The sequence below is a fragment of the Streptomyces sp. NPDC020958 genome (genome assembly GCF_055562175.1).
On sequence record NZ_JBVHFU010000004.1, the window covers coordinates 197,311 to 214,738 of the forward strand.

At 66.0% G+C, this 17,428-nt stretch carries 15 protein-coding genes and 1 pseudogene; 4 read left to right on the forward strand and 12 right to left on the reverse strand.

From position 1 onward, the window contains the following. Positions 1–54: 54 nt before the first annotated feature. A pseudogene (locus ACZ3KP_RS14755) lies at positions 55–177 on the reverse strand (EamA family transporter); the annotation flags it as partial. A 25-nt stretch (positions 178–202) separates the two neighbouring features. Between ACZ3KP_RS14755 and ACZ3KP_RS14760 the strand changes: the two are divergent. Further along, on the forward strand, positions 203–1,651 hold the full coding sequence (locus tag ACZ3KP_RS14760; protein WP_467499556.1) for a recombinase family protein: 1,449 nt from the start codon (positions 203–205) through the stop codon (positions 1,649–1,651). A gap of 552 nt (positions 1,652–2,203) precedes the next feature. Here the strand turns inward: ACZ3KP_RS14760 and ACZ3KP_RS14765 are convergent. The 4 genes from ACZ3KP_RS14765 to ACZ3KP_RS14780 form a co-directional block, all read right to left on the reverse strand. Then, complete coding sequence (locus ACZ3KP_RS14765; protein ID WP_467500266.1) at positions 2,204–3,553, reverse strand: replication initiator; 1,350 nt, start codon at positions 3,551–3,553, stop codon at positions 2,204–2,206. Between the two features lie 298 nt (positions 3,554–3,851). Further along, the gene (locus ACZ3KP_RS14770; RefSeq protein ID WP_234545274.1) at positions 3,852–4,049 is read right to left on the reverse strand and encodes a hypothetical protein; all 198 of its coding nucleotides are present in this window, start codon (positions 4,047–4,049) and stop codon (positions 3,852–3,854) included. Then, a complete protein-coding gene (locus tag ACZ3KP_RS14775) occupies positions 4,046–5,347 on the reverse strand; it encodes an FtsK/SpoIIIE domain-containing protein (protein ID WP_467499558.1) in 1,302 nt (433 codons plus the stop codon). Before ACZ3KP_RS14775 ends, ACZ3KP_RS14770 begins: the two co-directional genes overlap by 4 nt. Further along, the gene (locus ACZ3KP_RS14780; protein ID WP_467499560.1) at positions 5,347–5,694 is read right to left on the reverse strand and encodes an SCO3933 family regulatory protein; all 348 of its coding nucleotides are present in this window, start codon (positions 5,692–5,694) and stop codon (positions 5,347–5,349) included. Before ACZ3KP_RS14780 ends, ACZ3KP_RS14775 begins: the two co-directional genes overlap by 1 nt. A gap of 167 nt (positions 5,695–5,861) precedes the next feature. Here ACZ3KP_RS14780 and ACZ3KP_RS14785 point away from each other — a divergent pair, with 167 nt between their 5' ends. Continuing rightward, entirely contained in the window at positions 5,862–6,641 is a 780-nt protein-coding gene (locus tag ACZ3KP_RS14785) for a GntR family transcriptional regulator (RefSeq protein ID WP_467499562.1), read from the forward strand. Positions 6,642–7,048: 407 nt separating this feature from the next. Here ACZ3KP_RS14785 and ACZ3KP_RS14790 read toward each other — a convergent pair whose 3' ends face one another. Together ACZ3KP_RS14790 and ACZ3KP_RS14795 are read right to left on the reverse strand one after the other, a co-directional pair. Continuing rightward, entirely contained in the window at positions 7,049–7,345 is a 297-nt protein-coding gene (locus ACZ3KP_RS14790) for a hypothetical protein (RefSeq protein WP_467499564.1), read from the reverse strand. A gap of 311 nt (positions 7,346–7,656) precedes the next feature. Continuing rightward, positions 7,657–8,220 carry an ATP-binding protein gene (locus ACZ3KP_RS14795; RefSeq protein WP_467499566.1) on the reverse strand — a complete coding sequence of 188 codons (564 nt, stop codon included), beginning with the start codon at positions 8,218–8,220 and terminating at the stop codon, positions 7,657–7,659. A gap of 326 nt (positions 8,221–8,546) precedes the next feature. Between ACZ3KP_RS14795 and ACZ3KP_RS14800 the strand changes: the two genes are divergently transcribed. Continuing rightward, positions 8,547–8,846 (forward strand): hypothetical protein, encoded by a 300-nt coding sequence (locus ACZ3KP_RS14800; RefSeq protein ID WP_467499568.1) that lies wholly within the window; start codon positions 8,547–8,549, stop codon positions 8,844–8,846. A gap of 38 nt (positions 8,847–8,884) precedes the next feature. Further along, positions 8,885–9,838, forward strand: coding sequence for a tetratricopeptide repeat protein (locus ACZ3KP_RS14805; protein WP_467499570.1), 954 nt, complete (start codon positions 8,885–8,887; stop codon positions 9,836–9,838). A gap of 114 nt (positions 9,839–9,952) precedes the next feature. Here the strand turns inward: ACZ3KP_RS14805 and ACZ3KP_RS14810 are convergent, their stop codons facing one another. From ACZ3KP_RS14810 to ACZ3KP_RS14830, 5 genes are all read right to left on the reverse strand, one after another. Next, positions 9,953–13,126, reverse strand: coding sequence for an NACHT domain-containing protein (locus ACZ3KP_RS14810; RefSeq protein ID WP_467499571.1), 3,174 nt, complete (start codon positions 13,124–13,126; stop codon positions 9,953–9,955). A 144-nt stretch (positions 13,127–13,270) separates the two neighbouring features. After that, complete coding sequence (locus tag ACZ3KP_RS14815; protein WP_467499573.1) at positions 13,271–13,618, reverse strand: trypco2 family protein; 348 nt, start codon at positions 13,616–13,618, stop codon at positions 13,271–13,273. A gap of 106 nt (positions 13,619–13,724) precedes the next feature. Further along, positions 13,725–14,468, reverse strand: a complete 744-nt coding sequence (locus ACZ3KP_RS14820) for an EamA family transporter (RefSeq protein WP_467499575.1) — start codon at positions 14,466–14,468, stop codon at positions 13,725–13,727. Next, on the reverse strand, positions 14,465–14,986 hold the full coding sequence (locus ACZ3KP_RS14825; protein ID WP_467499577.1) for a YbaK/EbsC family protein: 522 nt from the start codon (positions 14,984–14,986) through the stop codon (positions 14,465–14,467). The genes ACZ3KP_RS14820 and ACZ3KP_RS14825 overlap by 4 nt, the downstream gene beginning before the upstream one ends. A 111-nt stretch (positions 14,987–15,097) precedes the next feature. Beyond that, a complete protein-coding gene (locus ACZ3KP_RS14830) occupies positions 15,098–17,365 on the reverse strand; it encodes an MMPL family transporter (RefSeq protein WP_467499579.1) in 2,268 nt (755 codons plus the stop codon). Between the last annotated feature and the right edge of the window lie 63 nt (positions 17,366–17,428).

Sequence of the window (17,428 nt, forward strand, 5' to 3'; positions counted from 1 at the left end):
GGCCGGTCGTGGTGCTGACACTTCCGCCGAGATCTGAGGCATCGGGGCCACCGGTCAACCGGCATGCAGCATCAGCCCGATGCCCACGACCAGGAGACCGGCCGCCGCGATCCTGGGGGCCCCGAAGCGCTCCTTGAAGAAGAGGGCGCCGATGGCGGCGCCGACGATCACTGATGTCATAGCAGGCTCATACAGTGTTTCCATGAGTCGATCCAAGTTAGCCAAGGCCACTGTCACACCGGGCGAGCCCGCAGCAATCTACTGCCGTATCTCGCACACCCGGGACGAGGACCAGACCGGGGTGGACCGGCAAGAACGCATCTGCCGTGAGATCGCCGAACGGCTTCAGCTCCGCGTCGAGTCGGCCCACGTCTACGTGGACAACAACCGTTCGGCATGGCAGCGCAACCGGAATCGGCCGGGGTGGGAAGCGATGCTGAAGGCGATGGGGGAAGGGGAGATCCGGCACGTCATCGTCTACCACCCTGACCGGCTCATGCGGCAGCCCAAGGACCTTGAAGAGTTGCTCTCCATAGCCGATGACAAGCGCGTCTTGCTGCACGGCGAGGCGAACCGGCGTGATCTGTCAGACCCCGATGACCGGTTCATCCTGCGTATTGAGGTCGCCCACGCATGCCGATCGTCGGACGACACGTCGCGACGCCTCAAGGACGCCTTGAAGGACCACGCCCGTGAAGGCCGGCCGCACGTGGGCAACAGGCCGTACGGCTACACCCGCGACGGAAGCGCGATCGTCGAGGAAGAAGCCGAGATCGTCCGTGAGGTCTACCGCCGTTACCTGGACGGCGAGTCACCGAACCTCATAGCGCAGGATCTCACCGCACGCGAGATCCCCACGTCCAAGGGCAAGGCCTGGAACCCGGAGAACGTCCGCCATCTGCTGTCGTCCCACTTCGTGGCCGGACTACGGTTCCACCTGGGCGAGGAGGTGGCCGTCGGGACGTGGCCCGCCATCATCGACCGGGGGCAGTGGGACGAGGTACAGCGGCTCAAGGAGTACCGCGCCCAGCAGCACCGGGACACGAAGAAGCGGCCGCTCCGTAACTACATCCTGCGCGGAGTCGTCACGTGCGCGTGCGGGGCACGGATGGGCGGATCCAACAGCGTCCGGTACCCCTACTACCGATGCAACCGCTCCGACAACACCGACCAGCAGAAGTGCGACCGTTCCGTCTCGGCCGTGCCGCTGGAAGCCTTCGTGCGGGACGTCGCGATCAAGGTGCTGACCAAGCTCGACACCTCCGGCTACGAGCCCGCCACAACTACGCGCCCCGAGGCTGACGTACTCGCGGACGAGAAAGACCGCGAGAAGCTGAAGGAACTGAAGGAGCTGTGGCTCAACGACGACGACTTCACCACCGCCGACTTCCAGGCCATGCGCGCGCCGATCATCAAGCGGATGAAGGAGCGGCAGCGCAAGACCGTCAAACGGCCGGTCGCCGTGCTGGAGGGGATCGCTGGGCCGGATGCCGAAGCCAACTGGGAGAGGCTGGAGAAGGCGGGGGACTACGCGCGCATGAACGCCATCTACCGGTTCCTGTTCGCCGCCGTGATCGTTCGGCCGCCGACACGGAAGGGCAGGGGGTTCGACACGGACCGGGTGGAGATCGAGCCGAACCCGCTTGAGTGACTGGCACTTTGCGCAAGTCGTCCGTTCCGACCTCACCAGGTGGGCCCGCACCGCGGTCGTAAGGGACCGCTAGATAGGCTTCTAAAACTAATGTGCGGGTTCCCGCAGGTCAGGTGCAGAGGTCAGGAATGTCGGCAGTCTGACAAAACGCCGAACTGCCCAGGTTCACAACGTTAAACTCCCCATCCGAGGACGTCGAACCACTGACCATACGGAGGGGAAAGATGAGCGCGAGCGGGACCCGAACTTGCTCATGGTGCGGTGGGGGAGGGCACGACAAGCGGTCGTGCGACGTCTCTCCCAACGCCGGGAAGTGCAGCGTGTGTCGATACCACGGGCATGACAAGCGCAACTGCCCGCGCAAGTGACACCCAAGCAGTAGAGCCCCTGCCATTTCGCCTTGTGGCAGGGGCTCGCTCGTGGGTTCCTAGTCCTTCCGCACCGGGCCAAGAAGCCGCGCGAGTCGGGCAGCGCTCCTCGGTCCGATCCGTGTAGGGAACTTGGCCGCCTGCCGCTCCACCGCCCGAGTCCACTGCTCGCTGTGGCGTCCCGTCACGCAAGCACCTCGCGCTGCTCCCGGGCGATCTCGCCGTTCGCTGCGACGTCTTCGGCAACGCCTGCGGCGATGAGGGAGGCGCCGGGGGTGTGGCCGGACCCGACGTAGCGCCAGTGCCGTTCGGTGAGCGTGTCGGGTGTCTCGGTGTGGCCCATGTGGTGGGCGCGTTCGGCGCGGAGCGCTGCGTAGGTGGTCGAGTAGGCCCGCGACTTGGTGAGTATGTGGCCCCGATAGCCGAGGGTATGAGTCCAGCCTCGGAGGTGGAGGGGTTCGTATTCGGGGAGGCCGCCGAGGCGCCAGCAGGTCCGCATGAGGGTGCGGACGTGTGCGCTCACGGGTGCCGACTCGATGTCCGCCTGATCGGTGACGGGGTGGTCGAGGCCGGCGCCTGTCTCGTTGGCTCCCTTGGTGACGTATTTGGCGACGTACGCGGCAACGGCATCATCGTCGGGGCCGTCGCCGTTCGTGCGCAGGGGCCGAGTGTCGACCTGGGCGCCCCAGCGCAGTGCCAGTTCGCCCACGGCCAAGCTGTAGGGAGTGTGGACCAGGACCCGCCGGGCGGAGGCGCGCGCGGCGTCGGCCAGTAGCTCGGTGGTGCCCCAGGCCGGTGGTTCGTCGTCGGCCCCGTCTGGTCCGTCGAGGCGGACGACAGCGTGCACGTGGACGGCCGCGCGTTTCTGGTACTCGGCGACGCGGGCGAAGGACAGGCGCGCGTGCCGTGCGAACTGGGACTGTACGAGGCCGACCGAGGAGGCCAGGCGGCGGCGGACGTCGATGACGAAGCGGTCCCACAGCTTGGAGGCGTGCGCGTGCCACAGCACGTGGGCGGTGTAGTCGTAGCAATCGGCGCACAGCGGTTGGCCGGTGGCCGGAGCGTCCGGGGTGTGGACGGCGCCGCAGCCGAGGGGCCGCCCGTGCTGGCAGGTTCCGCCGTCGCGGCGAGGGCGGCACGCATCCCCGGCGCGGTGGACGGGGCCGAAGGAGGGGGCTGTCAGGGTGACGAAGAGCCGGGGCCGGTGGCGGACCGTGGAGGGGATGTTCTTGCCGCCGAGGAGGCCCGCGCGGACGAGGTGGAAGGTGTCTCCGGCGTGGAGGCGGGAGCAGGCGGGACAGATGGTCGCCCGGCGGTTGCGGCAGCGGACGAGGAGACGTTCACCCGGTTCGGCGCGGGTGTCGTAATGGTGGAGGATCTCACCGGTCGCGCCGTCCAGGGTGGTGGTGGAGCCGGACAGGTGGACGGGGTGGGCGCATCCGCCGGTAGCGGTGACCTGCTCCAGCCAGCGAGGGAAGTTCGGATCTTGGGCGAGGCGTATGGCGTCGCGGTCGGTTTCGGAGAGCTGACGCAGGCGCGCCGCGCGGTCGAGGACGGCACGCCTGTCAGCCGGGGTGAACTCCGGGGTGATGGTGGTGACCTTCCGGGGTGGGCCGCCGAAGCGGCACGGTGAATGGGTGGTAGTGCGCCGTAGGTCATGGGGATCACTCCCTTGCGGGTGTCGGGCGGGCAGGGGTTCAGCGGATGGTTCCGGTGCCCCGGCAGATGCGGCAGCGCCGCAGCCGTCCGGTCCAGGTCTTCCGTGCTCCGTCGCCCTTGCAGTACGGGCACCTCACGCGAGGCATAGGCATGGTGGTGTGGTCCCTTCGTGCTCAGTGGTGGGAGAAGCCGCTGATGACCCAGGTCACGAGTTCGTGCACGGTCAGGCCCACGGGGGTCTGGCCGAGGTAGAGGCCGAAGAGGCCGACGCAGACGGCTTCCCACGGACGGACGTCGCGGGAGCGGACGAGGAGGACGGTGATGATCCCGAAGATCACCGCGAACCCGTAGGCCGTACCTTCGCTGATCACTTGTCGTCTCCTTCCAGCACCGTGAGGGTGCGGACCAGGGCGGGCAGGTGCGGAGTCAGCGCGCTGTACTTCCGGGCCGTCGACACGGCGTCTTCGGTCGGGGTGAGGTGAGAGCGGGCGCGGCTCCAGCCGCCATCAGGGCCGGTGCAGACAGCCACGCCGCGTTCCTCTGCCGTGATGGACTGGGCGACGGCCACGGCGTCTTTGTTGAGGTCGCCGAGGGTCATCTCTGCGGTGCCGGGGTCGTTGACGCGGTGGCAGATGCGGCCGCCGAGCTGGGCGCGCAGGGCGGTGACGCCGGGGCCGAGGTCGGAGCCGACGCGTTGTCCGGCGACGACCAGGTGCAGGCCGAGCGCGGCCCCGAGCTGGGCCAGCCGGAGCAGGAGCGTGGAGCACTGCTCAGCCTCCGTCTTGCTCTCCCGCGTGCCGTCGGACAGGTACAGTTCCGCGATCTCGTCGACGATGACGACGATCGGTACCGGCCGGAGCTTGTCGGGAAGCTCCCAGATCGAGCGGACGCCGGCCGCCCTGCACGCGCTCATGCGCTCTCGCATGTCGGCCACCAGCGCGAACAGCACGGTGACCGCTTCTTTCCGGCTGGTGGCCAGTGCGCTGAGCCGGTCGGCGAACAGGCCCAGTTCCATGCCGCCCTTGCAGTCGATCCCGACCAGGGCAACCGGCTGAGTCGCCAGCTGCGTGATGAGCCGGGCCAGCAGGGTGGACTTACCGGAGCGGGTGGCACCGGCGATCAGCCAGTGCGGCACCAGCCGCAGGTTCATCACCCAGGCGCCGCCGGACTCCAGAACCCCGATGAGGGCGGACAGCAGCTCGGTGGGAGCCGTCGCTAAACCGGGCCGCTCCAGCGGATCCGTTGCGGTCGCGGTCAGGAGCACGAGGCCTCGTTCGGGTGAGGTGACCCGGACCGCGTGGACCTTCCACGCGTGCACCAGGGCATCCGCTGCCTTCATGTACGTCGCCGGGGTCTGTCCAGCGTGCAGGCGCACGGTCACGGTCAGGCCCATGCGCGTGGCGCGGGGGAATGAGGCCCGCGGGATGACCGGCCGCAGCGGATCGCCTTTGACGACGAGGTCGCCGAGGAGTCCGCGGGGCGGGCGCCGGGACACGGACAGGTCGTTGAGCATGGCCACCTTGCGCCAGGTCGCCAGCACCCGGAAGGCGGTCACCGGGTAGCCGACGACGTACCAGTGCCAGACTGGGCGATACCGGCGGACCAGGTCACCGACGACGAGCATCCAGGCGAGGACGGCGAGAGCGAACGCGAGCACGATGGGTTCCATCACGCGTCACCGCCCTTGTGCTGCGCCGAGGTTCCCTGCACGGGCGTGATCGCGTCCGCGCGGAAGCTGACGCCGTGCCGCTCACCCATCGACCACATGAATGCGGTCAGCCCGGTGACCTTGACGATCTGACCTTCCTCGATGCCCTTGGGCTGCCCGCTGACGGCGATCTCGATAACGGAGATCCGCCGCCCGTCCTGCCGCACGGTCACGGCCACGGTCCAGACCGGGTTGCCGTCCCGGTCCCTCTTCACCTCCTGTGTCTCGCTGTTGGTGATCTTCGCTTCAGGCGCGATGGCGCACCGCAGTACGCCCAGCCGCGCCGTGTCCACGGGAATGGACTGCATTTCTTCGGCCTCCCTGGCCAGTCGAGACGCCAGACTCACTCTGACGTCACTTGTCCTTACGAGTGATGACTATGGAGCTCTGTACGGCGAGTGCGCAAGTACTTATGCTGACGAGTGATGTCGCGCGTGCGACGTGCCTACGACCCCGACCCGCCGGAGATGCCCTCATGTCGGAGATCCAGCGCCCCGGAGCCCTCTACCAGCAGGTGGCCGCCGCGATCCGCCAAGCGATCCTGTCGGGCGAGTTCGCCCCCGACTCCCTGCTCCCGTCCGAAGCCCAGCTCATGACCCGCTACGCCGTCTCCCGCCCCACCGTCCGCAACGCCATCGCAGCCCTGCGCGCGGAAGGCCTGATCGACGTACGCCACGGCAAAGGCAGCTTCGTACGCTCCGACGGACAGCCGTCCCTGACGATCGAGCGCCGGATCAGCCGCACACCGGACGGCAAGTTCGTCATGCCCAACGGCGACATGTGGCAGGAAGCCGAAGAGCCCAGCGCGTATCGCACGCACACCACGAAGGCCACCGGCCGACTCCTTCAACTCGGGGAGGAGGAGGCTCTGTTCGGCTGTGACCGGTTGCTTCTGGATCCTGGTACGGGCACGCGTGCCATGCACCGCACCCTGATCCCGTTCGCCGTCGCGGACATGGTTCCTGCGCTCGCCGAGGATCCTTACAAGCGGTCGGGTGCCCTCTACCGGCAGCTCACCGAGGACGGCCACAAGCTCACCTGGTCCGAGACCGTGCGCGCCCGCATGCCGCTGCCCGACGAGCGCAGCACGCTCCAGCTCCCCGACGCGACCCCGATCCTGCACCTCGCTCGCGTCACCCACGACACCGACGAGACGCCCCTGATCCTCGAAGAACTCCGCATCGGTGCCGACCGCGCCGAACTCGCCTACCGGATCACCGCCGACAAGCAGCCCGCCCGACGCGCCCGCGCCTGAGCTGGGTCGAGGATCGGTCGAAACAGCCTTCACTTCCTCAAGGGCGCGCCTTCGGCGCGCCGGGGCGCTCGGCCGCCCCGGCCGGGCGTGCGGCGTGGCCGCCGGTCCCGTCCGGTCGGCAGCCGCCCCCGCACCCAGGACACCCAGGGAGTCGAGGCGTGGACCGGCCGACGAGGGCCGGGGCCCACGGGGCTGGGGGTCGCCGGCCTCCGAGACTTTAGGCAGCTCCCATGGGGCGAGCCTCGAAGAACAGGGGGCCGATCGGGCTCTTGCGGGCAGGTCCAAGGACTGCCCGATCCGCTGGCGAGCGTAAGGCCCCCTGTTCACTCGCCCCATGGCAGCTACCGCCCAAAGTCTCTGCGGCCTGCGACGTGCCCACGCACACCACTCACCAGCGAAAACACCTCTCACGACGCACCACCGTCACCATCCGCGCGCGCTTCCAGGAGTTGAGCAAGCCGCTCTACCGCACCAGGCCAGCCCACGAAGCGGACGACCCCGCGCCCGTCGTCGTACGTCGAGCCGGCGGCGCGCACCTCCGACAGCTCGAAGCCCGCTCCCAGAAACGCGCGGTTGAGCCGGTCGGCGCTCTCCCTCGCGTCACGCCACCCGGCGAGGTAATCGACGCCGGACACCCAGAGCCCGAAGTCCCTGCCCGTTGCGTCGAGCCCGTCACCGATCCACTCATCGTTCGCGCCAGTCACTGCGTCACTCCCCGCTCGGGTAACAGATCGTCAACTGTCTTTGGCCCAGGGCGAATGCACAGCACAGCGACCCCGGTACCATCAGGCACCGGGGATCGCCGTATCCCCTCCCGGACCACCCCGGTTGCTGCCAGGCGCGGGGGTGGTCCGGTCTCGGTATGAGGTTGTGAGGCGTGGCCCCTGGGGCCGGGTGGGGATCCCGGCGGACAGTCCCGAGGAGCCACGCCCCGATCACCGGAGGATCTGCCTCCGGCCCCTGACTGCCGCCCCGTCAGCACGGATGGGGCGCAGGAGCGGCAGCCCGGAGATCATCAGGCCGAGCAGAGTCCGCCTCCGTCGTCAAGGTCGAAGCGGCACCAGACCGTCTTTCCTCCGCCTTGTTTCGGCGTCCACCACACCGCCGCCGCCATCCGCTGAGCGAGCATCAGGCCACGGCCGCTGTCGGCCAGAACTGCCTCTGAGAACGCCGACACCAACTCCGGCGAGTAGAAGTCGCCCATGGGGAGCAGCGGAGGCGTCGAGTCCTCATCGGCAACACCGATGAACAGCCACTTCGGGTAGAGCTTGAAGGTCACGTCGATGCGCCGAGCCCCGCCAGCATGGGCGCGACAGCGGTCCGGCACCACATGGTTCACGACGTTGCCGACCAGTTCCGAGACGACCAGCCGCGCGTCACATATGACGTCGTCCGTCACCGCGCCGCGAAGGAACACGGCCGTCGTATCGCGCGCTACACGTCCTGTGCTACTGCACTCGGCAAAGAGCGTCAGCGTAAGGAAGTGCCCGGAGGACGGATCCGGCACCACGAACCAGTGGGCATATGCGTCTAACTCACCGGCCAGCTCTTCCGACCGCCGCACTCTCCTCGCACCCATGACACAGACCACCGACCCTGATCACGTCCACCGAGGCTCTCCCGGCAGGGTGACCCGAGGATGCACACCAAACGCCAGCCGTCGCTTCCCCCTCATGGGGACCCCCCTCATGGGTACCCCCCGGCCAACCGGCCACCTCCCGGTACCACTTGGGTCCCTCCGCTGGGCAAAGCCCCTGGGTAGACTCGCCAGCAGGACAGGGCTTGAAGAGCGAAAGAGACGAACGACCCAGACGAGACTTTGGTCAATCACGATGGGGAAGTGAGATGACCGCAGCCGCACCGACACCGGCCGCTTTGCCGCCTCACGTTCTGGAACGCGCAGACGTGCGGTCAGCGATCGCCAACCACGACTTCGGCGAGGTCTTCAGACTCGCCAAGATCCACGGAAACGTCAGCTACGCGAAGATCTCCGAAGCCGTCGGCTACAAGCGCGAGCACATCGGCAAGATGGCCCGGCCCGAGACCGACGGCACGAGCACCCGCCCACGGATCACGCAGTTCCACAAGATCCTCGAAGTGGTGGACGGCCTACGCATCCCCGGCCACCTCGCAGGACTCTCCCCGCGCCCATGGGAGCTGGAGAAGTCAGCCAAGACCACCCAGACGGACGACCCAAGCACCTGATCGCACAGGGCGGGGCAGGCATATGGGACATCGCCGAGATGCTGCGCCGCACCGAGATGTCCAGCATCAACAGCGCGGCCCTGGAGTCGATCGAAGAGGGCATTGACCAACTCGCCCGCGCCTACCCGTACGCCAACGCCGACTACCTGCACGAGCGCACCCGCAACGGCCTGAACTACGTCACCAAACAGCTCGAAGGCCGTGTGACCCTGCGCCAACACCGGGAACTACTCGTCGACGCCGGATGGCTCTTCCTTCTCAACGCATGCGTCCAGTACGACCGAGGCCAGCGCGAGGCCGCCAACCTCAGCAAAGCCGCCGCACTCCGCATCGGCGAGGAAGCCGGACACGGCGAGATCAAAGCATGGGCGTGGGAGATCGAAGCCTGGTTCGCCCTCACCCAAAGCCGCTGGCAGGACATGCTCAACGCCGTCGAGGCCGGACACATGGCCGACCAGACGCACTCCGTCGGCGTCCAGCTCTACGCCCACAAGGCCCGCGCCGCCGCCCGCATGGGAGACGCCCGCCTGGTCCGCGACTCCCTCGACGCCGGCCGCGCCAGGCTGGACCGACTTCCCAGGCCCGCCCACCCCGAACACCACTTCATCATCGACCCCGACAAGTGGGACTTCTACGAGATGGACGCCTACCGTCTCCTCGGAGACGACGAACGCGCCGCCGCCCACGCCCGATCGGTCATCCGCATCAGCACCGGCCCCGACGGCACGGAGATCTCTCCCATGCGTGCCGCAGAAGCCCGCCTCACCCTCGGAGTCGCCGCCGCCCGCATGGGAGAGATCGAAGAAGCCATCGGCATGGGCACCACAGCCCTGGAAGCCGACCGCAAGTCCCTCCCGTCCCTGCTTTTAGTCGCTGACGAGCTGGACAAGGAACTACGCGCCAGGTACCCGCGCGAAGCCGCCACCCGCGACTTCCATGAGCAAGTCATGGCCATCAAGCGAGGTGCCGTCAGACCCCAGCTTCCGTTCTGAAGAAGTTCCAGCGCATCCGCGCCTCGCTCGTCAACTTTCTGAACCCCTGCCTACAGCGCGCCCCGATTCCGACAGACCATAAAACCTCCGCGGTCCAACATCAGGACTTCAGGGTCACGCTGCCCCGATTCTAAGCATCCCAGCGACATCATCCGGCATATTCAGTCGTTCGCTAAAACCGCGTAATTGAATCTTTAGATCGGGCCGGAACTGAACCCCGTGGAAGTCAGCTATCCCGTCAGGTCTAATATGTTGGAGGGTAAGCCGTCGCAACCCAGGGAAACCGTCTAGAAGGGGAGCCACGGACACACGCTGAGGGCACCGAAGAGTGAGCGTTTTCAGATGAGGAAACGTGTGGCTGCCCAAGTCTTTCAGAGTACTAGAAGCAACTTCAAGATCCTCCAGCGCCTCAAGTGAGTGGAGATGCAATAGCTCTTCAGTAGCCCAAGGTCCCATCAGACGGACTTCCCGCAGACCGCTCCAACTATCTATGCCACGCAAAGAAACACGATTATTCATACCGGCACCAAGCCATAGGCTATCGACTTGCTCAAGGGGGGGAGCCTGCCGAAAATCCGACCATGGCAGCTTAGTGTTGATATTGAGCGAGCGTAGCTGTGACAAGTGAGGCAAGACAGAAACATCCACCTCACTGTGCGCATGCACGAGATTTAGAAACTCCACCCGAGTCCCCATGAGCGCAGACAAGCTTTCCACGTTTGTACATCCACGCAGCCACAATGCGCGCAAGTTCGGATAGGCGTGCAGAAATCCGAGATCACGCAATGCCATGTTCTCGTGAAATATCAGTTCACGTACATCAAGGGTGCGAGTTTTCTCAACAAGAAAATCATCGCCCCAGTCGCCAACGCATCGTAGATTGCACTCGCCCGATAGGTAGGCAAGGCTATCAAATTGGCGAATATTCTCAAGGGTCAGGTGAACATCAGCCAATGACATTGAGGACAAGACCTCGGCAGCAAACTCCTCGATGGGGAATTCATTCCAAACCTCCACAATATTTCGCCGAACCTGAAAACTTGGATACGTCGCGAATTTCTTTATCAGTGCCAGCGCGCGACTTCCCCGGATTTCACCAGCTGTCACAACAACTGCCGCTGAACTTATCGGGTCCAAGCCGTCCGGGCCTGGCAGGATGTCCAACATGATAGGTCCAAGGCGCCCGAACTGAACGGCATCACGATGATTTCGCGGAGGCATCAGGGAGGCGATCTTTTTCCAAACTTCAGTCCGCACTGAATCCTCGAGGAAAATTGCACTGTTCGCACAAATAGCTGCCAGGATAATCGCGTCCCGTCGGCTCCGTGATCTAGTAAAATTCTCTCCTACTCGCAGCAGATCTTGTATAAGGCGTCGACTATCTGGCCGATTGCAATGTCCTACCGCCATCTTGATAACGTCTTGCCACGCCTCATCGTCTGCATGCAGGACCAGTTCGTCTAGGCTGTCATTCTCCACGAATTCCTTGGCAGCAAGGTAGTCTTGAAAAGTTCTATGAATGAATTGAATGGAATCATCAGATAGCTCCTGCAGCAATCCCGTCCGATTGAGCAGGTGAGTAAAGACCGTCTGCGGAGGGCCCTGATCTCGAACCTGTGGCATCCCCTCAAGAGCTATGGATATCTGCCTGAGAGCCTGGTCTGATGAGAGTTGGGAGCGACTATTCCTTACGAGCCAAATGGCGACCCGCTGAAGTAGTTGCTGGTGTTCCTCAAAACTGAGAGTTATCCCTTCAGGCGCTGCGATGCTACGTCGGGAATCCCGCTCGCCGAGTAGCATCGTTAGTGCTGCTCGATACAACTCCCATCGCGTCTGGGGGAGGACACCGCGACGTCGACGGTGAAGCGCACAGATTACAGCGCAGAGGAGCGGCACACGGGCAAGGTCACGCAACGCGTCATTACGGAAGAGTTCTCTTAGCAGCTCATTCCTAAGTTCGTCTATACGCGCATTTTGAGCGGCAAGTTCATCCTGATCAGAATGGGCATGATGTTCCAAACATGCTGCAGCATGCCACACGGTGACAAACTTTCGAATTTCGATGTCACGCATAGGAAGCAGGCGTGTTTCTCGGAATCCTTCGGATTGGAGCCAGTCCCGTTCTACGGCGAGCGGTCTAACGGTGGCGATGCATCGAGATTTCGGATACATGCGAAGCAATTCCGAAAGCCATCTCCTTGCGCCTTCCCTCTTGTCTTGTGTTACTTCATCGAGACCATCTACCAACAAGACGGCGCGCCCGGCATCAAGTACCCGACCGGCCCATCCGGACGGCGCCTCGTCCAAGGGAAGCCTTGTCACCCGTGGTAGTTCCGCTGGACTCGGGAATTCCTGGTCCACCAGATTGCGCATTGGAACGACGAACGGAACCAGTCCGTTCAGCGAAGCCAGGCTGCCTTTCAGGGTTCCACATGCAGTATGCGCAGCTAGCCACCAAACTAGAGTTGTCTTTCCCGCGCCAGCTTCACCCCTTACGACAATTTTGGGATACATAGCCAGAAGCTCGTCTATGACTCGCCTCTCCGTCGTAGCCGGGATCGTGCGGGCCTCTGATATCTCCGATCGTCCAGGCTCTACGATCTCCGCCTCAAGGCTAAGGTATGCAGTATCCAGGTCCCAATTACTATCGTTACTGGTGATTTCATCCAGACCGAAAATCTCAGTTCGCCGATAGCGTGCTTTGATCGCTTTTGCGTACTGTTCCTCATAGTTGGAGTCGTCGGGATGTGAACTGGTCAGATCTTCCAATAGCGGAGCTTGCTTCCACAGCAGAGGTAGGTCAGATGCAAATCCAGGTTGACTAAGGATTCGCTCAATCGGCACGGCCTCGATTCTGCCATGCTGTCGGTTCGCCGGGTCTCTCGCCACCACACCAATAAGAACTGGTCCCGCAAATAGGGGAGCGCCGGACAAGCCAGCCCACGGCGAACCACCTCCCACCTCGGACGGAGGGGTATGGTCGATGTCGAGGGCATAAACTCTCCGCAAAAGGCCGGCGGCGGCCTTTACGGTGCCCGTCAACTGCTCACATTCCAACCGATTGCCATCGTAGCGCTGCACCGCTGGAAAGCCGAATACTTGACAGTCCCGTAACGGCGTCCGAGTCGCAATACGCCCCCAGCGCAATGGGGGAAGGGTTTCGGCGAACGAAACATCAATCAGATCTTGGTCAGCGCGCAGCAAGGCTGCGTCACATTCTGATTCGGAGCCTACCCAAATTACGTCGCAGTGGGTCGGTTTATCAGCGTAGGGCGATATGGCCTTCACTCGCTGCGCATCCATAATTACGTGCGCGCTAGTGAGTACAAGTTTCGACGTTAGCAGAATTCCGCTACCTTGACGTCCTGCGAGAACCGCGACCATGCGGTCTTCATGGCTAACCACAGTTCAGTCCTGATTGGAATGCGCTAATCAAGGATTTACAGGGACGGAGACGCCGAATCCGCTGGTATCGGCCTCCTTGTCATCTGCGATTAGCCATCCACTGCCATCAGATGATTTCTTCGCTGCCAGAGTGAAAGAGATCTTATGTGTCTGCCCGGTAGTGGTAGTAGCTCCGGCATCCATGGAAACCACCCAGGCTTTGACTCCGCCTTTCACCGTGGCATCCTCACGGAATTCCACAGCGAATTCCATGTGGATATCACCGACTTCGAAAACGAGCTGTTCGTTTTGCCCGATTTGCGCTGCGGCCACAAGATCGTCACGCACTGCCCGCACGGCACGAACAAGATCAAAGCCATTGACATCCGGCCCCATGCGCCACCCCCGAGATAGATGCAACCTCGGAGTATGTTATGGCTGGTTGAGCCTGGATGCACCAGAAACGCGCCTACCAGTCACGACCAGCGAAGTTATTACCGCATCAGCAAGAGTTGACCGAGGATTCGCGCAGTGCCGCGATCGGGGCGAGTTCGGCGCGGGTCTGGGCCCACAGGACCAGGCCGTAGGCGCAGACGGACAGGAGTGCGCCGAACAGTCCCAGGGCCGCGAACGGGCGTGCCGCCGTGATGAGTTCGCCGCGTCTGCGGGCGAGGGCGTACGCGGGGATCACCAGGCCCTGGAGGGTCATGAGCCAGGCGATGTAGCCGACGGGGGAACCCGAGGCCCGTACGCCGAGGCCGTCGATGACCGTGTACGCGGCGATCGTCAGGCCGGTGGCGAGGGCCGCGCCGATCGCCGCCCAGTCGGGCCGGCGGCCGCGCAGCCCCCACAGCGCGACCCCGGTGAGCCCGGCGCAGGACACGGCGATCCCCGCGGCCGCCGGGGCGTCCGGCACCTCGTGCGCGAACGCCGCCGCGAACAGCGTGACCAGCAGCGGCGCGGTGCCGCGTGCCAGCGGGTACGCCTGCCCGAAGTCGCCGAGCCGGAAGGAGAGCATCAGCAGCGCGAAGTAGGCGACATGGACGACCGCGGAGGCCAGGAGGTACGGCCAGGCGGCGGCCGCCGGTGTCGCCGAGAGCGGCATCAGCAGCAGCCCGATCAGCACGCCCCCGGCGGCGATCAGCGACGAGCCGACCAGCTTGTCGCTGATCCGGTGGGCGATCGCGTTCCAACTGGCGTGTGTGACGGCCGCGACCAGCACGGCCGCGGTGACCAGTGGGGTCACGCGGTGGGCTCGCGTACGTCCACGACCGTGGCGCCCGCGTGTGCCACCAGGGCGGCGGGCGCGATCGGGAAGACCGTGTGCGGGTCGCCCGCGGCGGCCCACACCACGTCGTGCCGCAGCAGCGCCCGGTCGGCGAGCACGCGCGTGCGAGTGCGGTGCCCGAACGGCGGTACACCGCCGATGGCGTACCCGGTCGTCCCGCGTACGACGTCGGCCCCGGCCCTCGTCACCTTCCCGGCGCCGAGCACCTCGCGGACGCGTTCCACGTCGACCCGGGAGGCGCCGTCCATCAGCACCAGCACCGGGACGCCGTCGGCCGCGAAGACCAGCGACTTGCAGATCTCGCTCAGCTCGCAGCCGAGCGCCGCGGCGGCCTCCGCCGCGGTACGGGTCGCGTCCGGGAATCGCCGGACCCGAGCGGTCAGCTCCCCCAGCCCCAGCTCCTCCAGGGCGGCGGCGAACCGCGGGTGCGCCCCGGGCTCCTGGGCGTCGGCGTCAGTGGCGGCTGTCGTCGTCATGAAGGGCACGCTAACGAAGAGGGTGCGCGCGCTGCGAGCGGATAAGCCGGAAGCCGGTGAGGGCTTCCCGTCCCCACGGGCCCTCACCGGCGGTCGGTCACGCGCCCCGCGTCAGGCGCGTACCAGCTCCCGGTCCTCCTCGTCCCGTCCGCTGTCGCCGCCCGCGTTCGTGTCGGCGGCGGTGCGCAGGCCCTCGCCCTCGACGTCCACGTTGGGCAGCGCGCGGTCCAGCCACCTCGGCAGCCACCAGGCGCGCTTGCCGAGCAGGGCGAGCACCGCCGGAACGATCGCCATGCGGACGACGAAGGCGTCGAAGAGGACGGCGATGGCGAGGCCGAAGCCGATCATCTTGATCATGGACTCGCTGGAGGTGATGAACCCTCCGAAGACGGACATCATGATGACCGCGGCGGCGCCCACCACGCGCGCGCTGTGCCGGAAGCCGGTCACCACGGCCTGGCCGGGCGTCTCGCCGTGGACGTACGCCTCCCGCATCCGGGTCACGAGGAACACCTCGTAGTCCATGGCGAGTCCGAAGACCACGCCCACCATGAAGATCGGCATCATCGACATGATCGGGCCGGTCTGCTCGACGCCGAGCAGGCCGCCGAGCCAGCCCCACTGGAAGACCGCGACGACGGCGCCGAGCGCGGCGAGCACGCTGAGCAGGAAGCCGAGGGCCGCCTTCAGCGGGACCAGGACGGAGCGGAAGACCGCGATCAGCAGGAGGAAGGCGAGGCCGACCACCAGCGCGAGGTAGGGGACCAGCGCGTCGTTGAGCTTCTGCGAGAAGTCGATGTTCATCGCGGTGGTGCCGGTGACCAGGACCCGTGCGTCGGTGTCCGCCCTGACCTCGGTGCCCTCGCCGCGGATGGCGTGCACCAGGTCCTCGGTCCCGGTGGAGGACGGCTTGGACGACGGGACCACGGTGATCATCGCGGTGTCGCCGGCCTTGTTGAACATCGCCGGGCTGACGGAGGCGACGTCCTTGAGGTTCTTGATGCCGTTCGTGACCGTGGTGGCCGCGGCCTTCGGGTCGGCGCTGTCCTTGGCGTCGAGCACGATCAGCAGCGGGCCGTTGAAGCCGGGGCCGAAGCCCTCCGAGAGGAGGTCGTAGGCGCGGCGCTGGGTGGTGGAGGTGGGCTGCGAGCCGTCGTCGGGCAGGCCCAGTTCGAGCTGGGAGACCGGCAGGGCGACCGCGCCGAGGCCGACGACGCCGAGCAGCAGCACAGCGGCCGGACGGCGCACGACGAAGCTCGCCCAGCGCTCCCCCAGACCGGGCTTGGCGGGGGCGCCGGAGACCGTGGCGGAGGAGACGGCGCCCGCGGCGGCCGAGCCGGCGCCGCGGCGCCTGCCGCGCTTCTCGCCGGCCGGCTTGACCCGCTTGCCCGCGTAGCCGAGCAGCGCCGGGATCATGGTCAGTGCGATCAGGACGGCCACCACGACCGTGCCGGCCGCCGCGAGACCCATCTTGGTCAGCATCGGGACGCCGACGACGGACAGGCCGGCCAGCGCGATCACGACCGTGAGGCCCGCGAAGACCACCGCGGAACCGGCGGTGCCGGCCGCGCGACCGACCGCTTCCTCGCGGTCCCGGCCCTCGGCCAGTTCGCCGCGGTAGCGGGAGACGATGAACAGCGCGTAGTCGATGCCGACGGCCAGGCCGATCATCAGCGCCAGCGTGGAGGTGGTGTCGCCGAGGTCGAGCGTCTTGGCGAGCGCGGTGATGGTGGAGACGCCGATGCCGACGCCGACGATCGCCGTCAGCAACGGCAGACCGGCCGCGACCAGCGAGCCCAGGGTGACGACCAGGACGACGGCGGCGATCGCGAGGCCGACGACCTCGCCGGCCGCGCCCGGTTCGGCCCCGGCCTGCAGGGCGTCACCACCGATCTCGACGGTCAGCCCGGCCTTCTGCGCGTCGTGGCCTGCCGCCTCCAGCGCCTCGCGGGAGGCGTCCTTGAGTTCCATGCCGGAGACGCCGTAGCGCACCGAGGCGTAGGCGACGGTGCCGTCCCCGCTGACGGCCCTGGTCTTGAACGGGTCGTCGACGGAGGTGACCTCGGAGCCGTCGGCCAGCTTCCGCACGGTCTTCTCGACGGTCGCCTTGTTGAGCGTGTCGGAGATCTTCTCGCCTGCCGGGGCCTTGAAGACGACCCGCGCGGTGGCGCCGTCGGAGCTCGATCCGGGGAACCGCTGGTCCAGCAGGTCGAAGGCCTTCTGCGCCTCCGTACCGGGGATCGAGAAGGACGTGGAGCCCGCGGCGGGGGCACTGGCCGCGCCGACCCCCGCGAGGGTCAGCAGCGCCACCCAGAGGAGGGTGACGAAGTGCCGTCGCCGAAAGGCGAGCCGGCCCAGTTTGTAGAGGAACGTGGCCACGAGGGCGTACTCCTGGTCAGGTCGTGGGGTGTGCAGGGCAGGGGTGATCAACCCGGTGGGTGG

What these genes read in the sequence shown, in the direction of transcription:
- ACZ3KP_RS14760 (WP_467499556.1), top strand. Translation starts at nt 203, where the DNA reads ATGAGTCGATCCAAGTTAGCCAAGGCCACTGTCACACCGGGCGAGCCC.
- ACZ3KP_RS14775 (WP_467499558.1), bottom strand. Translation starts at nt 5,347, where the DNA reads ATGGAACCCATCGTGCTCGCGTTCGCTCTCGCCGTCCTCGCCTGGATG.
- ACZ3KP_RS14780 (WP_467499560.1), bottom strand. Translation starts at nt 5,694, where the DNA reads ATGCAGTCCATTCCCGTGGACACGGCGCGGCTGGGCGTACTGCGGTGC.
- ACZ3KP_RS14785 (WP_467499562.1), top strand. Translation starts at nt 5,862, where the DNA reads ATGTCGGAGATCCAGCGCCCCGGAGCCCTCTACCAGCAGGTGGCCGCC.
- ACZ3KP_RS14795 (WP_467499566.1), bottom strand. Translation starts at nt 8,220, where the DNA reads ATGGGTGCGAGGAGAGTGCGGCGGTCGGAAGAGCTGGCCGGTGAGTTA.
- ACZ3KP_RS14805 (WP_467499570.1), top strand. Translation starts at nt 8,885, where the DNA reads ATGCTGCGCCGCACCGAGATGTCCAGCATCAACAGCGCGGCCCTGGAG.
- ACZ3KP_RS14815 (WP_467499573.1), bottom strand. Translation starts at nt 13,618, where the DNA reads ATGGGGCCGGATGTCAATGGCTTTGATCTTGTTCGTGCCGTGCGGGCA.
- ACZ3KP_RS14825 (WP_467499577.1), bottom strand. Translation starts at nt 14,986, where the DNA reads ATGACGACGACAGCCGCCACTGACGCCGACGCCCAGGAGCCCGGGGCG.